The sequence below is a fragment of the Streptomyces sp. NPDC014995 genome (genome assembly GCF_043080745.1).
Lineage (GTDB): Bacteria > Actinomycetota > Actinomycetes > Streptomycetales > Streptomycetaceae > Streptomyces.
The window spans coordinates 138,656-154,271 of record NZ_JBIBVX010000005.1 but is presented as its reverse complement, the minus strand read 5'-3'; the positions used below and the strand labels follow the sequence as shown (position 1 = coordinate 154,271).

Sequence of the window (15,616 nt, the reverse complement as noted above, 5' to 3'; positions counted from 1 at the left end):
TCGCGCGGTTTCCCTTTGAGTAGGGTTCCCGGGTGACCGAACAGGACGAGAAGCCGCCCTTCCTCTACGTCGTCGTCTGCGCCGCAGGCATCGCCGCGGACGTCGGCAAGCTGATCACCGCCGCACAGGAGCGGGAGTGGCACGTCGGCGTCATCGCCACGCCCCTCGCCATGGACGGCTTCTTCGACACCGCCGCCGTCGAGGCGCAGACCGGCCGCCCGATCCGCTCCGCCTGGCGGCGCCCGGGCGACCCGCGGCCCTTCCCCGAGCCCGACGCGGTCGTCGTCGCCCCGGCCACCTTCAACACGGTCAACAAGTGGGCGGCCGGCATCGCCGACACCCTCGCGCTGGGCACCCTGTGCGAGGTGTCCGGCCTCGGTGTCCCCATCGCCGTCCTGCCCTGCGTGGCCGACGCCCTCGCCGCCCACCCCGCCTACCAGGAGAGCCTGATACGGCTGCGCGGGATGGGCGTGCGATTCGGCTTCCCGTACGCGGGCGCGGACGGCGAGGAGTTCGGCTGGGAGCGGGCGCTGGACCTGCTGGACTGAGCCCGCGGTGACGTCCGTCGCGGTGCGTCAGGCCGGCGCCGGCGGGCCGCAACATGCGCGGGGACGACGACGTAGGCTCCCCTCGGTACCCCACACCGACGTCAGGAGCAGCGACGATGCAGTACGTGAAGCTCGGTTCGACGGGTCTGGACGTGTCGCGGATCTGTCTGGGTTGCATGACCTACGGACTTCCCGACCGGGGCGTGCACGAGTGGACCCTCGACGAGGAGGCGTCACGTCCGCTCATCCGGCAGGCGCTGGACGCCGGCATCAACTTCTTCGACACCGCCAACGTCTACTCCGACGGCACCAGCGAGGAGATCGTCGGCAAGGCGCTGCGCGACTTCGCCCGCCGTGACGAGATCGTGCTCGCGACGAAGGTGCACGGCCGGATGCGGCCCGGCCCCAACGGCGGCGGCCTGTCCCGCAAGGCGATCCTCGCCGAGATCGACCACAGCCTGGACCGCCTCGGCACCGACTACGTCGACCTGTACCAGATCCACCGCTTCGACCCGCACACCCCGGTCGAGGAGACGATGGAGGCGCTCCACGACCTGGTGAAGGCGGGCAAGGTGCGCTACATCGGGGCGAGTTCGATGTACGCCTGGCAGTTCTCCAAGATGCAGTACACCGCAGAGCGGCACGGCTGGACCAGGTTCGTGTCCATGCAGAACCACTACAACCTCCTCTACCGCGAGGAGGAACGCGAGATGCTGCCGCTCTGCGCCGACCAGGGCGTCGGCGTCCTGCCCTGGAGCCCGCTGGCCCGCGGCCGCCTCACCCGCGACTGGGGCACCGTCACCGGACGCAGTTCCCAGGACGACTTCGGCAGCCGCCTCTACCAGGAGAGCGACCGTACCGTCGTCGAGGCCGTCACCCGCATCGCCGACGAGCGCGGCGTCCCCCGCGCCCAGGTGGCCCTGGCCTGGCTGCTGCACCAGGACCCGGTGGCGGCCCCGATCATCGGCGCGTCGAAGCCGCGGCACATCGAGGACGCGGTGGCAGCGGTGGAACTGACCCTCACCGAGAAGGAGTCGGAGGAGCTGGAACGGCCGTACACCCCGCACCCGATCGCGGGCCACTGACCGTCGGGTGCGGTGGTGCCCCCCTCCCGGGTGCGCAGCTCAATGCGGTCCGTGCGGCGCGAACTCGGTGCCGCACGGACCGCCCCCCTCGCTCTCCGGCAGCACCACCCGCTCCCCGCTCATCGCCACCGTGCGGTAGTAGGCACCGATACGCGCGGTGGACCGGCCCACGTAGTGGCCGATGAACGACCGCCGGAACCGGGTGGAGCGGTTCGGCTGGGACCCGTGCACCAGGCTGCCGTTGAAGAACAGCACGTCCCCCGGCGCCATGTCGACCGGCACGGCCGCGAGACCGGGCGGCGGCGGCACGTACTCCCGGGCGAACGACGCCTCCGCGTCCGCCTCCTCCGGGCAGAACAGGTCCATCCGGTGGGTGCCGGGGACGACCTCCAGGCCGCCGTTCTCCCGGTCGATCACGTCGCAGGCCAGCCACGCCGCCACACACGTGCCCGGCTCCACCCGCAGATAGAAGTTGTCCTGGTGCAACGCCTGTCCCCGGGCGCCCGGCGGCTTGAAGTAGAACATGCTCTGCGCGGCCAGCACCTCCTCGCCGAGCAGCGTCTCCAGCACGTGCCGCAGCCGCGCGTCCAGCAGCACACGCCGGGCGAGCGGCTCGATCTCGTGCGGCTGCATCACCCTCGGGTACGCGTGCAGCGGGTCCTGGCCGGGGCGCGGCTCGAAGTGCCCGGGAACCGGCCCGGCCGCGTGCAGCGCCGCGAACCGGCCGCACAGCAGGTCCACCTCACCCGATTCGAACAGGTTGGGTACGACGGTGAACCCGTCCTCCCGGTACTGCTGCAGCCCCGTCTCGGTCAGGATGGGAGCCCCGGCGGCGCCGATGCCCGTGACTGTCATGCGTACCCTCCTCGGTTCGCTGTCCTCGGCCCGCCACGCTAGGCGGACGCGAGGTCCGGGAGGATGCCCGTGCGTGCTGACGACCTGCCCGTCACTGCCGCGCCCGGACCCGCCGCGCCGGGGGATCCGTCCCCGCCTCCCGGCCTGGTGGTGGTCGGCCACTTCGACCAGGGCCCGGGCTACGGCGCCAACCGCCCGCGCGGCTCGGACAGTTGGCTGTTCACCTGGACGACGGGCGGACGGGGACGCCTGCGTCAGGGCGCCACCGAGGTCCGCGCGGACCCCGGCGACCTGGTCGTGCTGGCGCCGGGCGTACCGCACCGCTACGGGACCGAACCCGGCGCCCGCCACTGGCGGTTCTGGTGGGCGCACTGCCAGGCCCGCCCGACCTGGACACCGTGGCTGCGCCCGTACGACGCCGGCGACGGCGTGTACGTCGTCACCGGCGTTCCGGACGTACCGCACGACCGGATCGAGTCGGCCTTCCACCGGATGCGCGCCGACGCCCGCCGGCCCGGCAGCGGACCACCGGACGTCGCGGTGCACGCGGACGCGGACCACGACATCGCCGTGGCCCACGGAACCGCCGCCCGCGAACTCGCCCTGTGCGCACTGGAGGAGGCCGTGCTGCTCACCACCGCTCGCACGCACCTGCCTCCCTCCCCGCCCGGCGTCGACGACCGCGTCCGCCGGGCCCAGGACCGGATCACCGCCGACCCCGGCGCCCCGCACACCGTCCGCTCGCTCGCCGAAGAGGTCGCGCTGTCGCCCTCGCGCTTCGCCCACCTGTTCACCGAGCAGGTCGGCCACTCCCCGATGCGGGCCCTGCGCGAGGCACGGCTGCGGCACGCGGCCCGGCTGCTGGAGGGCACCGGGCTGTCCGTGGAACGCGTCGCGGCCGCCTCCGGGTTCGCCAGCCCCTTCCACTTCACCCGGGTGTTCCGCGCCCGGTACGGGAGGCCGCCCGGCGCGTACCGGGACGGAATACGTGCCGTGAATTACCTTCCGAAAAGGGACACCGATACAGGGACCGCCCCGAATGGCGAACCCGTGACAGAACCCGTGAAGAAGCCCGGTTGACGAATCGTCAGAGAGGCGCGGGGGGTAGGCACGGCACGAAACCGTGAGATCGCTTGTTCCGCCTGGTCCGCCTGTGCGAAGGTGTGCCTTGTCGGCGCACGGACCACGATTTCTCCACGGTGCGCACGAGGCATCCCACGTTCACACACCCCCCACGCTTCGAAACGAGCCGCACCCCGCGGACGTGGGTGCCGAACCCTGTGCGAGAGGATCCCCGGCGCCGCGAGGCCGGGTCACATACCCGCTGGAATGGACTTAATGCCGCATGTTCCCGGGAGGAATGCAGCCGTGAAAGACGCAGGCCTGTCGAATTCCCCTTCGGCGCGCCGCTTCGAGGTGACGGACCAACAGCTCAGCGCCGAGCTGAAGAACTGGACGGGAGCGTCGCCCGCGCTGCACCCCGTCGGTGAACTGCTGGACCGGCACTGGGAAGCGGCCTTCGCCTACGCGCGGCTGTGCGCCGACGGGGAGCGTGCGGCCGGGATGCTCACCACGGCGGCGTTCACCCGGCTCTTCGGGGAGACCCTGCGGCAGAACGGGCCGACCGCCGCCTGGCGCCCCCATCTGCTGGTCACCGTGCGCCGGATCGCCGTGGAGTGGGACTCCGACGGCCGCCGCGACCTGCTCCACCCCGAGCTGCGCTCCACCGAGGGCGACACCGGGCGCCTGGCCGCCCGGCTGCTCCCGCCCCCGAACCGGCGCCTGCTGTCCCGGGCGTTCCAGCGGCTGCCCCAGAACGCCCGCTGCCTGCTGTGGCACATCGACGTCGAGGCCGAACCCCTCGCGGTCCCGGCCGGTCTGCTCGGCCTGGAGGAGGAGGGCGCCCGCGTCGAACTGCGCCGGGCCCGTGAACGGCTGCGGGAGGAGTGCCTCCAGCTCCACCGCGAACTGGCCGTCGACGAGGAGTGCCACCCCTATGACCGGCTCCTCGACGTCACGTGCCGCCGCGGCGGCGTCGACGTCGACCCCGATCTGCGCGCCCACCTGGACCGGTGCCGGCACTGCGCCCACACCGCCGACCAGCTGAGCCAGTTCGACGCGCACTTCGGCGCCGCGCTCGCCGAGGGCGTGCTGGGCTGGGGCGCCGCGGCGTACATGGCGGTCAGAGTGGGCGGTACCGCGGCGCCCGCCGACGAGCCCGGGGCACCGCGCGCGGTGATGGCGGGCGAGGCGTTCACCGACGAGACGTACGGGGCCGACGCCGCCCCGCCGACGGCACCCCACCCCGCAGCGACCACGCCGCCCGGCACGGAACAGGGCCCCGGCACCGCACCGGGCCCCGGCATCGGACGGCGCCCCACTGCCGGCAACCGTCCCCCCGCCGGGAACCGCTCCACCGCCGCCCCTGACCCCAGCACCGGCAACCGCCCCACCACCGACCCCGGCTCCACCACCGACGCCCGCCCCCTGTCGCGCCGCTCCGCCCAGAAGGCCGCCCGGCGCACCCGCCGCCGAAACGTCGCCGCCGCCGTCCTCACCGTCAGCGGGCTGATCGTCCTCCCGCTCGTGGTGTGGTCCGTCCTCGGCTCCGACGGGACCGCCCCGACCGCCGGCGAGGAGACCGGGCGCAACCCGGGGACGGCCACGGCGACCGACGACCCGTCCTGGGCCGGCGCGGGCGAGGAGACCCAGGGCACCCTGCGCGGCCGCCTGCACAACGTCGCCTCCGGACTGTGCATCGGGGTCGCCGGCGGCACGGCCGCCAACGGCGCCGAGACCCGGCTCGCCGCCTGCTCCTCCGTGGCCGGGCAGCAGTGGTCGTACGAGGCGGACGGGCTGCTGCGCAACGCCGAGGACCCCGACCTGTGCCTCGACTCGCGGCTCGGCTACTCGGTGCGGCTGGCCCCCTGCTCGGCGGGCGCCAAGAACGTCCGCTACGACTTCACCCTCCAGGGCACGCTCGTCCCGCGCGGCAACCAGAACCTCGCCCTCGCCCCCGCCGCCACCGACGGTTCGGGCGCCGTCGTCCTGAAGAACCGCGACGACGGCGCGGTCCAGCGCTGGGTGATCGACACCTCGCAGCCGGATCCCCAGCTCCAGGTCGTCACCTGGGGCGAGGACGTCACCGCGGAGCCCACCCCCACGCCCGGGTCCGCGCAGGCCCCCTCGCCCACCCCGACGCCGTCCGCCACCCCGACGACCCCGCAGCCGACGGCGACGACCCCCGCACCGGGCTCCGACACCACCTCCTGCTCGTACGACACCCCGTACGCCTGCTCCTGGGAGGACGGCCGGTGGGACTCGTCCGGCGGATCGGGACACGGCTTCGGGGACGGCGGACGCGACGGCGGCCGCCCCTGACCCCGGCCTGGTCCCAGCGTGGCCCCGGCCCGGCCGCCGACCCGCCGGGAGCGACACCCACAGCGCCGCGCCCCGACGGTGCGCCCTGGCGGTGCGAACCCGGCCGGGCCGGTTCCCTCCCGCCGGTCCGCCACCGCGCGCAGGGCGACGCGGCCCACCTCCCCGTACGCCACGTGCACTGGTCAGCTGGGGGGTGAGCTGCGAGGCGAGCGGGATGTCGTCGTAGCCGACGAGCGACAGGTCGTCCGGCGCCCGCGGACCCGCCGTGCGCAGGGCCCGCAGGGCGGCACAGGCACAGCCGGCGGTCATCCCGAGCAGCGGGACGAGGAGCGCGAGCGCGGGCACGTCGTCGAGCCGGTTCGCCGGCCCTGGGCCACCGGTGTCCCCCGCCGCCGCACGAGCGCCCGCGAGCCCCGGCGAAGCCCCTCACTCGTCCTCGAACAGCCCCAGCTCGGCCCAGATCGTCTTCCCGTCGGCCGTGTGCCGGCTGCCCCACCGCTGGGTGAGCTGGGCGACCAGCAGCAGCCCCCGGCCGCCCTCGTCCCACGTCTTCGCCCGGCGCAGGTGCGGGGCGGTGTGGCTGGTGTCGGAGACCTCGCAGATCAGGGTGTCGGCGTCGTGGATCAGCCGGAGCCGGATGGGGCGGGCGCCGTACCGGATGGCGTTGGTGACCAGCTCGCTCACCACCAGCTCGGCCGTGAAGGACGCCCCGACCAGCTCCCAGCGCTCCAGCTGCTCGACGACCTGCTTGCGGATCGGCGCGACGAGCGCCGGGTCGGCGGGGATGTCCCACGTCGCGACCTGGGAGGCGGACAGGCCCCGGGTGCGGGCCAACAGCAGGGCCACGTCGTCGGAGGCCCCGCCGTGGGGGAGCAGCGCGTGCAGGACGCGGTCGCAGGTCTCGTCGAGGGAGTCCGAGTACGCGGCCAGCGCGTCGCCCAGCACCCGGTGACCGGCGTCCACGTCCCGGGACTCGATCAGGCCGTCGGTGTAGAAGGCGAGCACCGAGCCCTCGGTGAGTTCCAGCTCGGCCGACTCGAAGGGCAGCCCACCCAGGCCCAGCGGGGGACCGGCGGGCAGGTCGACCCGGCGCGGTACGCCGCCCGGCGGCAGCAGCAGGGGCGGGGGGTGCCCGGCCCGGGCCAGCGTGCAGCGCCGCGACACCGGGTCGTACACGGCGTACAGGCAGGTCGCCCCGACCTCGCCGGGGCTGCCGCCGTCGCCGCCCGCCTCCTCCGAGAGCCGGACGACCAGGTCGTCGAGATGGGTGAGCAGCTCGTCGGGGGCGAGGTCGATGTCAGCGAGGGTGCGCACGGCGGTACGCAGCCGGCCCATGGTGGCCGAGGCCTGGATGCCGTGCCCGACGACCTCCCCCACCACCATCGCGACCCGCGTCCCGGACAGCGGGATCACGTCGAACCAGTCGCCGCCCACCCCCGCCCGGGCGGCCGGCAGATACCGGGAGGCGGCGTCGACGGCGGCGGTCCGCGGCAGTCTGCGCGGGAGCAGGCTGCGCTGGAGCGCCAGGGCGGTCTCGCGCTCCCGGGAGTAGCGGCGGGCGTTGTCGATGCAGACCGCGGCGCGGGCGGTGACCTCCTCGGCCAGCAGCTCGTCGTCCTGCGAGAAGGGCTCCGGCCGCCGGAAGCGGGAGAACACGACGACCCCGAGGGTGGTACCGCGGGCCTGGAGCGGCACGGACATCGTGGAGTGGATGCCGTACTCCTTCACCCGCCGTACCCGCCGCTCGTCCCAGGCGCGCCAGGCGTCGAGGTCGCCGGACGGCACCGCGGCCACGGTGGTGCGGCCCGCGAGCAGGGAGGTGGCCTGGGGGGAGGCGTCGGGGTAGACGTCCACCTGGCCCGGCTTGACCACGGCCTCCGGGGCGCCCGGATTGACCGAGTGGTGGGCCGCCCGCCGCAGGTGGACCGGCGCGGTCAGCGGGCCGGTGGTCTCACCGCCGTGCTCATGCGGGTCGAGCAGGTCGACGCTGACGAAGTCGGCCAGCGTCGGAACGCACACCTCCGCCAGTTCCTGGGCGGTCCGCGTGACGTCGAGGGTGCTGCCGATGCGCACGCTCGCCTCGTTGACCAGTTGGAGGCGCTCGCGGGCGAGGAAGTGGCCGGTGAAGTCGTGGGCGGTCACACAGACGCCCCGCACCCGTCCGGAAGGGTCGGTGAGCGGCGCGATCCGGGCCAGCCAGGCGTGCGCCCGCTCCTCGCCCGTGGCCTTCATGAACGTCTGCATCTGCTGGCGCTCGCCGGTGGCGAGGACCCGGCGCAGGTAGGCCTCGAGTTCCGCGTTCTGCGGCCGGGTGCCGACGTCGCCGGCGCGCAGGCCCCGGATGCGGGCGGAGGGCAGCTGGAGCAGGTCGGCCATGGCGTCGTTGACCCCGCGCAGCCGCAACCGGTCGTCGAAGATCATCGTGGCGCACGGTGACTGGGTGAGGGCCGCCCGCACCAGCTCGTCGTCCTCCGGCGCCGGGAACCCGTCGGTCCGCGGTGTCACGGCGAGCCAGGTGACCGGGCCGCCGTCCTGTGGCGCCCTGCGGTGGGCGAGCACCCACACGGAGACGGTGTGGCCGTCGCGGTGGCGCAGCGCGAGGGTGCCGCTCCAGCGGTTCTCGCCCGGGCCGGGGAGCGGGAGGCCGCCGTCGGCCAGCAGGGCGGCGGCGGGCCGGCCGACGACCTCGGCGGGGCCGTAGCCGAGCAGATGGCGCGCGCCCTCGCTCCACCGGGTCAGGGTGCCGTCCTCGTGAATGACCGCCCGCGCCGTCGAGGCGTCGTCGAACGGGTCGTCCGGGCTCATCGTCCCCACTCCATCGCGGACACTCACAGTGAACAGGCACGTCACCTGAGTTCCACCTTAGTGCGTGCGGCTCCGGCACGGAGGGCAACCCCTTCCGGCCCTCCCGCCGGGCGATCGAGGGGCGGGAACCGGACGATGTGAGGTATGCGGGGTGCGGGTGGCCGAAGGGGGCGACCGCGCCCTTGACGGGCAGGAGTGGCACGACGTCAGATTCTGTTTGTCGACGATCAGTTGTGAGTACTTCTGCTTCCTGATGAGGGAGAGCCGCCATGACGGTCACTCGCCGATCCGTCCTACTCGCCTCCGCGGCCGCGCCGGCCGCCGGATCGCTCCTCGGCACCACGGCGGCCCGGGCCGCGGAAACCGGCGCGGGCGCCCCGGGCCGCCGTACGGTCGCGCTGCGCGACGGCTGGCGCTTCGCGCTGGTCAATCCCGGCGGCATCACCGACCCGACCGGTCAGTACGCCGACGCCGCCGCCCCGGGACACGACGACTCCGCCTGGCGCGAGGTCGCGATCCCGCACGACTGGAGCATCGAGCAGACCCCCACCACCGGGCTCGGCACCACCAGCGGCACCGGCTTCCTCCCCGGCGGCCTCGGCTGGTACCGCCTGGCCTTCACCCTGCCGGGCGCCCTCGCCGGGAAGCGGATCTCGGTCGAGTTCGACGGCGTCTACATGGACGCGTACGTCTACTGCAACGGCACCGAGGCCGGCCGGCACCCCTACGGCTACACCGGCTTCGCCCTCGACCTCACCGACCTGGTGCACACCGACGGCACCACCGAGAACGTGCTCGCGGTCAAGGTGCAGAACCGCCTCCCGAGCAGCCGCTGGTACTCCGGCAGCGGCATCTACCGGGAGGCCCGCCTCGTCGTCACCGAACCGGTGCACGTGGCGCGCTGGGGCACGTACGTCACCACCCCGGACGTCACCGGCGAGCGGGCCCTGGTCCGGGTGCGCACGGACGTGGTGAACGCCTCCGGCACCGGCACGGACGTCGAGGTCGTCTCGCGGGTCATCGCACCCGACGGCCGCGTGGTGGCCCGTACGTCCTCCACGGTCGCCGTCACCGACAAGACCGCGGAGACCCACGAACTCACCGTCCCCGGCCCGCGGTTGTGGGACTTCGCCGCACCCCACCGCTACACCCTGGAGACCGAGCTGCGCGTCGGCGGCCGGCGCACCGACACCTACCGCACCCGCTTCGGCATCCGCACCTTCCGTCTGGACCCCGACGAGGGCTTCCACCTCAACGGCTCCCACGCCAAGCTCAAGGGCGTCGACCTGCACCACGACCTGGGCGCGCTCGGCGCCGCGGTCAGCGCCGACGCGATCCGCCGCCAGATGACGATCATGAAGTCGATGGGTGTCAACGCCCTGCGCACCTCCCACAACCCGCCGGCGCCCGAGATGATCCAGATCTGCGAGGAGCTGGGCATCGTGATGCTGGTGGAGGCGTTCGACTGCTGGAGAAGCTCCAAAACCCGGTACGACTACGGCCGGTTCTTCGACGAGTGGGCCGACCGGGACATCGCGGAAATGGTGCTGGCCGCCCGCAACTCGCCCGCCGTCGTCATGTGGTCGATCGGCAACGAGATCTCCGAGTTCACCTCCACCGCCGGCCTCGCCATGGCCGACCGGCTCATCGCCGGCGTGAAGGCCTACGACGACACCCGGCCGGTCGTCATCGGCTCCCACCGGCACCGCAGCGTGCCCGCGCCGGGCTCCCCCGGCGACCTGATCCTCGCCAAGCTGGACGGACTCGGCCTCAACTACAACACCGCCAAGTCGGTGGACGCCCTGCACGCCCGCTACCCGCACCTGTTCCTCTTCGAGTCGGAGTCGTCCTCGGAGACGTCCACCCGTGGCGTCTACCAGGAGCCGGAGCGCCTCAACACCGGCGAGAACCACACGCCCGGGAAGCGGGCCACCTCCTCCTACGACAACAACCTCGCCTCCTGGACCATGAGCGGCGAGTACGGCCACAAGAAGGACCGGGACCGCAAGTGGTTCGCCGGACAGTTCCTGTGGTCGGGCATCGACTACATCGGGGAGCCCACCCCGTACGACGTCTTCCCGGTCAAGGCGTCCTTCTTCGGCGCGGTCGACACGGCCGGTTTCCCGAAGGACATGTACCACCTCTTCCGGAGCCAGTGGACCGACGAGCCCATGGTCCATCTGCTGCCGATGACGTGGAACCACGAGAAGGGCGACACGGTCGAGGTGTGGGCGTACTCCAACGTCGACACCGTCGAGCTGTTCCTCAACGGCCGGTCCCTGGGCGTGCGGCGGTTCGACACCAAGAAGACCCTCGACGGCCGGGAGTACCTGGAGACCACCGAGGCCACCGGCGACGACAAGACCTTCACCGACGGTCCGTACCCCGGCAGCTACACCAGTCCCAACGGCAGCGCGGGCAAGCTGCACCTGACCTGGAAGGTGCCGTACGCGCCGGGCGTGCTGAAGGCGGTGGCCCGCCGGGACGGCAGGGTGGTCGCCACCGACGTGCTGCGCACCGCCGGCGCCCCGCACGCCGTCCGCCTCACCCCGGACCGCGCGTCCCTTCCCGCCGACGGCCGCTCGCTCGTCTTCGTCACCGCCGAGGTCGTCGACGCGCGCGGGGTCCTCGTGCCCGACGCCGAGCACCTCATCTCCTTCGAGGTGGGCGGCGGCCGGCTCGCCGGGCTCGACAACGGGCGGCAGGAGAGCGCCGAGCGCTACCAGGCCAGTACCCGAACGGCCTTCCGCGGCAAGGCACTCGCCATCGTGCGCGCCGGCACCGAGGCGGGTGCCCTGAAGGTGACCGCACGCGTGGACGGCCTGCGCCAGGGCTCCGCCACCGTGCGCACCACCCCCGCCCGCCCGGTGGTGACCACCCCGGCGGCGGCCGTCGCCCCCGACCACCCGGCGCCCCCGGACCATCCGCACGCGGACGCCAGTCACTCCGGCCGCCCCGACACCCTGCCCGCCGCCATGCTGGACGGCGACCCGGCCACCGGCTGGTCCAACGCGTTCGTCAAGGCGGCCACCGCCCTGCTGCCCGCCTTCGACCAGGCGCGGGCACAGGACTGGGTCTCGGTGGACTGGGGGCGGACGCGGACCGTCGACCGGGTGGAGGTGTCGTTCACCGTCGGTGCCACGCACAGCCTGCCCGCGTCGGTCGAGGTGGCGGTCTGGGACGGAAAGCGGTACGCGCCGGTCACCGGGGCGGCCGTCGACTGGGCGGAGGCCTCGGACGAGCCCACCGTGATCACCTTCGACGCCGTCCGCGGCTCCCGGCTGCGGCTCACCCTGACGAGCAGTCACCCGGGTGAGGCCCGTGGGGCGCTGCGGATCAGCAGGCTGGAGGCGTAGCCCCGGACGGACGGTCCCGGCTCATGCAGGCGGTCCGGGCGAGGGAGCGTTCCAAGCCGTCCTGTCCGGACCGTTGACGGGGTGTCATGACTCCAACAAGCATGTCCTGCGACCGACTTTGGGAGCGCTCCCATGCGGTGTGCTTCCCCGAGGAGCCCAGGAGTCCCGACGTGAAACGACGCAGAACCACCCTGCTGACCCTGGCGGCCCTGCTGGGCACGGCGCTCACCGCGCTGCCCGCCCAGCAGGCCGGGGCCGAGGAGACCGAGCAGGTCAGGAACGGCACCTTCGACACCAGTACCGACGCCTGGTGGACCAGCAACGTCGTCGCCGGCCCGGAGGGGGGCCGGCTGTGCGCGGACGTGCCGGGCGGCACCATCAACCGCTGGGACTCCGCCGTCGGCCAGGACGGCATCACCCTCGTGAAGGGGGAGACGTACCGGTTCTCCTTCTCGGCGTCCGGCGTGCCCGAGGGGCATGCGGTGCGGGCGATCGTGGGCCAGTCGGTGTCGCCGTACGCGACCTGGCACGAGGCGACTCCCGTGCTGGGCGAGCCGGCGGGCTCGTACTCCTACACCTTCACCTCGCCGGTCGACTCCGCGCAGGGCCAGGTCGCCTTCCAGGTCGGCGGCAGCGCGGACCCCTGGCGGTTCTGCCTCGACGACGTGTCCCTGCTGGGCGGGGTGCCGCCGGAGGGGTACGAGCCGGACACCGGGCCGCGGGTCCGCGTCAACCAGGTCGCCTACCTGCCCGCCGGGCCGAAGAACGCCACCCTCGTCACCGACGCCACCGCAAGGCTGCCCTGGGAGCTGAGGAGCGCCGCCGGTGCGACGGTCGCGCGGGGCTGGACCGTGCCGCGCGGAGTCGACGTCTCCTCCGGGCAGAACGTCCACTCCATCGACTTCGGCGCCCACCGCACCCGCGGCACGGGCTTCACGCTGGTCGCCGACGGAGAGACCAGCCACCCCTTCGACATCGGCACCGCCGCCTACGAGCGGCTGCGCCTGGACGCGGCCAAGTACTACTACACGCAGCGCAGCGGCATCGCGATCCGTGACGACCTGCGCCCGGGCTACGCCCGCCCCGCCGGTCACCTGGGCGTGGCGCCCAACCGGGGCGACCGCGACGTGCCCTGCCAGCCGGGCGTGTGCGACTACACGCTCGACGTCACCGGCGGCTGGTACGACGCCGGCGACCACGGCAAGTACGTCGTCAACGGCGGCATCTCCGTCTGGGAGCTGCTGAGCACGTACGAGCGCGAACGGCTGGCCCGCACCGGCGAGTCGGAGAAACTGGGCGACGGAACCCTCGCCATCCCGGAGAGCGGCAACAAGGTGCCGGACCTCCTCGACGAGGTCCGCTGGGAGCTGGAGTTCCTGCTGAAGATGCAGGTGCCCACGGGGCAGCCGCTGGCCGGCATGGCGCACCACAAGATCCACGACGAGCAGTGGACGGGCCTGCCCCTGCTGCCGAGCGACGACCCGCAGAAGCGCGAGCTGCACCCGCCGTCCACCGCGGCGACCCTCAACCTGGCGGCGACGGCCGCGCAGGCGGCACGCCTGTACAAGCCGTACGACAGGCAGTTCGCGGCCAAGGCCCTGGCGGCCGCCCGCAAGGCCTGGGCGGCGGCGCGCGCGCATCCCGACGTCTACGCCTCGGAGAGCGACGGCGTCGGCGGCGGCACCTACGCCGACGGCGACGTCACCGACGAGTTCTACTGGGCGGCGGCGGAGCTGTACCTCAGCACCGGCGACAAGGCGTTCGCGGACCACGTCCTGAACTCCCCGGTCCACACGGCCGACATCTTCGTCCCCGCCGGCTACGACTGGGCGCGGACGGCGGCGGCGGCCCGGCTGGACCTGGCGACCGTGCCGAGCGGGCTGCCCGGCCGGGACAAGGTGCGCCAGTCGGTCGTCAAGGGCGCGGACCGCTACCTGGCGACGCTCGGCTCACACCCGTACGGCATGCCGTACGCCCCCGCCGGCAACCTCTACGACTGGGGATCCAACCACCAGGTCCTCCACAACGCGGTCGTGATCGCCACCGCGTACGACATCACGGGCGCCTCGAAGTACCGTGACGGCGCGGTGCAGAGCATGGACTACATCTTCGGCCGCAACGCGCTGAACATCTCGTACGTGACCGGCTACGGCGAGGTCCACTCCCACAACCAGCACGCCCGCTGGTACGCCCACCAGCTCGACCCGAGCCAGCCGAACCCGCCGAAGGGCACGCTGGCCGGCGGTCCGAACTCGAGCATCCAGGACCCCCTGGCGCAGAGCAGACTCCAGGGCTGCGTCGGCCAGTTCTGCTACATCGACGACATCCAGTCCTGGTCGACGAACGAGCACACCATCAACTGGAACTCCGCGCTGACCCGGATGGCGTCGTTCGTGGCCGACCAGGGACGGCGGGGATAGACCGTGTGTGACCGGACGGTGTCCGAAGCTGCCGTCGACCGATCGGTCGCGTGACCGCTCGGACACCGTCCGGTACCGTCATACCATCACTTTGACCTGGGGATATTTACGAGTAAGTACCCGAGCGGTACCGTGAAGGGCATGCCAGCCCTCAATGTGGAATTCAGCGATCGCGAGCTGGAGGACCTGCGGCAGATCGCCAAGGAGCGCGGTACGTCGATGAAGGCGCTCGTGCGGGAGGCCGCCGCCGCCGACATAGCGCGCCACCGGGCGCTCCAGGAGGGCGCGGAGGCCTTCCGCCGGTTCTTCGCGTCCCACGCCGACGAGTTCGCGGCGGCCTTCCCCGACGACGAAGCGCCCCTCAAGGGCGAGGGGCAGGTCGCCTGACCGATGACGCCCGTCATCCACATCGACGTGCCCTGGCTGCTCCAGCGCCACGAAGAGGTCATGCCGGACCAGCCCACCGTCAACGACTTCTCCGCGCTGGTCGCCGCCGTCGCCCGGCACCGCGTCGACCCGCCCCGGCTCGGCGTCGACTCCGACCCGGCCTGGCGGGCCGCCGCGCTGCTGCACACCCTCGCGCTGCTCAAGCCCCTGCCGTCGGCCAACGCCCGCTTCGCCTGCGCGACGGCGGTGGCGTACATGTTCGTCAGCGGCGTCGGCATCGACCCGCCCTACGGGGCCCTCGTCGACCTGGCCCGGGACCTGATCGACGGCCGGGCCGACGTGTACGGCGCCGCCGACCGGCTGCGGTCCTGGCAGATCTGAGCGCACCGGCCCGCGGGGGGCCTCCCGGGCCGCCGGCCGAGGGCGGGAGGAACAGGGCCGGCGGCCGTACTCGCGCGGGAGAGCCGCCGTCCCGCGCGGGGCCTCCGAGGAGGGGCCGCACCCAGTCCACTACGCCCCGCCGCGCGCCGGGAAGGTGTGCGTCGCGCCGGCGCGTGCACGCGTTTCACACCGGGTGCGCCACGCACGCACAGGGCGGCGAAAGCCGTTGCCGGGGACGGGCATCGGGACTTCGGCACATCGCGCGAGACGGAAATGGGGCATCGCGGGAGACGGAATTCGGGCAGGAAATCGAGGCTTTCTTATCGACATTCTTTCAACAGTGGCCGGGAATCTCCGGCAGCTTGTTGCGTACGACTCAGTTGTGCAAGGGTGAGCCA

At 73.1% G+C, this 15,616-nt stretch carries 10 protein-coding genes and 1 pseudogene; 8 read left to right on the top strand and 3 right to left on the bottom strand.

Going from position 1 to position 15,616, the window contains the following annotated elements; translation table 11 throughout:
- Positions 1-32: 32 nt before the first annotated feature.
- Both ACF1A1_RS12390 and ACF1A1_RS12385 read left to right on the top strand, forming a co-directional pair.
- The gene (locus ACF1A1_RS12390) at positions 33-548 is read left to right on the top strand and encodes a flavoprotein (RefSeq protein WP_391999238.1); all 516 of its coding nucleotides are present in this window, start codon (positions 33-35) and stop codon (positions 546-548) included.
- Between the two features lie 116 nt (positions 549-664).
- Complete coding sequence (locus ACF1A1_RS12385) at positions 665-1,633, top strand: aldo/keto reductase (RefSeq protein ID WP_391999236.1); 969 nt, start codon at positions 665-667, stop codon at positions 1,631-1,633.
- Positions 1,634-1,672: 39 nt separating this feature from the next.
- Here the strand turns inward: ACF1A1_RS12385 and ACF1A1_RS12380 are convergent, their stop codons facing one another.
- Positions 1,673-2,488 carry a phytanoyl-CoA dioxygenase family protein gene (locus ACF1A1_RS12380; RefSeq protein WP_391999234.1) on the bottom strand — a complete coding sequence of 272 codons (816 nt, stop codon included), beginning with the start codon at positions 2,486-2,488 and terminating at the stop codon, positions 1,673-1,675.
- Positions 2,489-2,551: 63 nt separating this feature from the next.
- Between ACF1A1_RS12380 and ACF1A1_RS12375 the strand changes: the two genes are divergently transcribed.
- Entirely contained in the window at positions 2,552-3,568 is a 1,017-nt protein-coding gene (locus ACF1A1_RS12375) for a helix-turn-helix domain-containing protein (RefSeq protein ID WP_391999232.1), read from the top strand.
- A 288-nt stretch (positions 3,569-3,856) separates the two neighbouring features.
- The gene (locus ACF1A1_RS12370) at positions 3,857-5,869 is read left to right on the top strand and encodes a ricin-type beta-trefoil lectin domain protein (RefSeq protein WP_391999231.1); all 2,013 of its coding nucleotides are present in this window, start codon (positions 3,857-3,859) and stop codon (positions 5,867-5,869) included.
- A 234-nt stretch (positions 5,870-6,103) separates the two neighbouring features.
- Here the strand turns inward: ACF1A1_RS12370 and ACF1A1_RS12365 are convergent.
- Positions 6,104-6,178, bottom strand: a pseudogene (locus ACF1A1_RS12365) (hypothetical protein); the annotation flags it as partial.
- 117 nt (positions 6,179-6,295) lie between these two features.
- Positions 6,296-8,674, bottom strand: coding sequence for a SpoIIE family protein phosphatase (locus tag ACF1A1_RS12360; protein ID WP_391999230.1), 2,379 nt, complete (start codon positions 8,672-8,674; stop codon positions 6,296-6,298).
- Between the two features lie 269 nt (positions 8,675-8,943).
- Between ACF1A1_RS12360 and ACF1A1_RS12355 the strand changes: the two genes are divergently transcribed.
- From ACF1A1_RS12355 to ACF1A1_RS12340, 4 genes are all read left to right on the top strand, one after another.
- The gene (locus ACF1A1_RS12355; RefSeq protein WP_391999229.1) at positions 8,944-12,030 is read left to right on the top strand and encodes a glycoside hydrolase family 2 TIM barrel-domain containing protein; all 3,087 of its coding nucleotides are present in this window, start codon (positions 8,944-8,946) and stop codon (positions 12,028-12,030) included.
- A gap of 170 nt (positions 12,031-12,200) precedes the next feature.
- A complete protein-coding gene (locus ACF1A1_RS12350) occupies positions 12,201-14,450 on the top strand; it encodes a glycoside hydrolase family 9 protein (RefSeq protein WP_391999227.1) in 2,250 nt (749 codons plus the stop codon).
- 141 nt (positions 14,451-14,591) lie between these two features.
- Positions 14,592-14,837, top strand: a complete 246-nt coding sequence (locus tag ACF1A1_RS12345) for a hypothetical protein (protein WP_391999226.1) — start codon at positions 14,592-14,594, stop codon at positions 14,835-14,837.
- Positions 14,838-14,840: 3 nt separating this feature from the next.
- A complete protein-coding gene (locus tag ACF1A1_RS12340) occupies positions 14,841-15,218 on the top strand; it encodes a toxin Doc (RefSeq protein ID WP_391999225.1) in 378 nt (125 codons plus the stop codon).
- Positions 15,219-15,616: the final 398 nt, after the last annotated feature.

Excerpts from the sequence above, each read along its gene's own strand:
- ACF1A1_RS12355 (WP_391999229.1), top strand. The coding sequence starts at position 8,944 with ATGACGGTCACTCGCCGATCCGTCCTACTCGCCTCCGCGGCCGCGCCG.
- ACF1A1_RS12340 (WP_391999225.1), top strand. The coding sequence starts at position 14,841 with ATGACGCCCGTCATCCACATCGACGTGCCCTGGCTGCTCCAGCGCCAC.
- ACF1A1_RS12345 (WP_391999226.1), top strand. The coding sequence starts at position 14,592 with ATGCCAGCCCTCAATGTGGAATTCAGCGATCGCGAGCTGGAGGACCTG.
- ACF1A1_RS12360 (WP_391999230.1), bottom strand. The coding sequence starts at position 8,674 with ATGAGCCCGGACGACCCGTTCGACGACGCCTCGACGGCGCGGGCGGTC.
- ACF1A1_RS12375 (WP_391999232.1), top strand. The coding sequence starts at position 2,552 with ATGCCCGTGCGTGCTGACGACCTGCCCGTCACTGCCGCGCCCGGACCC.
- ACF1A1_RS12385 (WP_391999236.1), top strand. The coding sequence starts at position 665 with ATGCAGTACGTGAAGCTCGGTTCGACGGGTCTGGACGTGTCGCGGATC.
- ACF1A1_RS12380 (WP_391999234.1), bottom strand. The coding sequence starts at position 2,488 with ATGACAGTCACGGGCATCGGCGCCGCCGGGGCTCCCATCCTGACCGAG.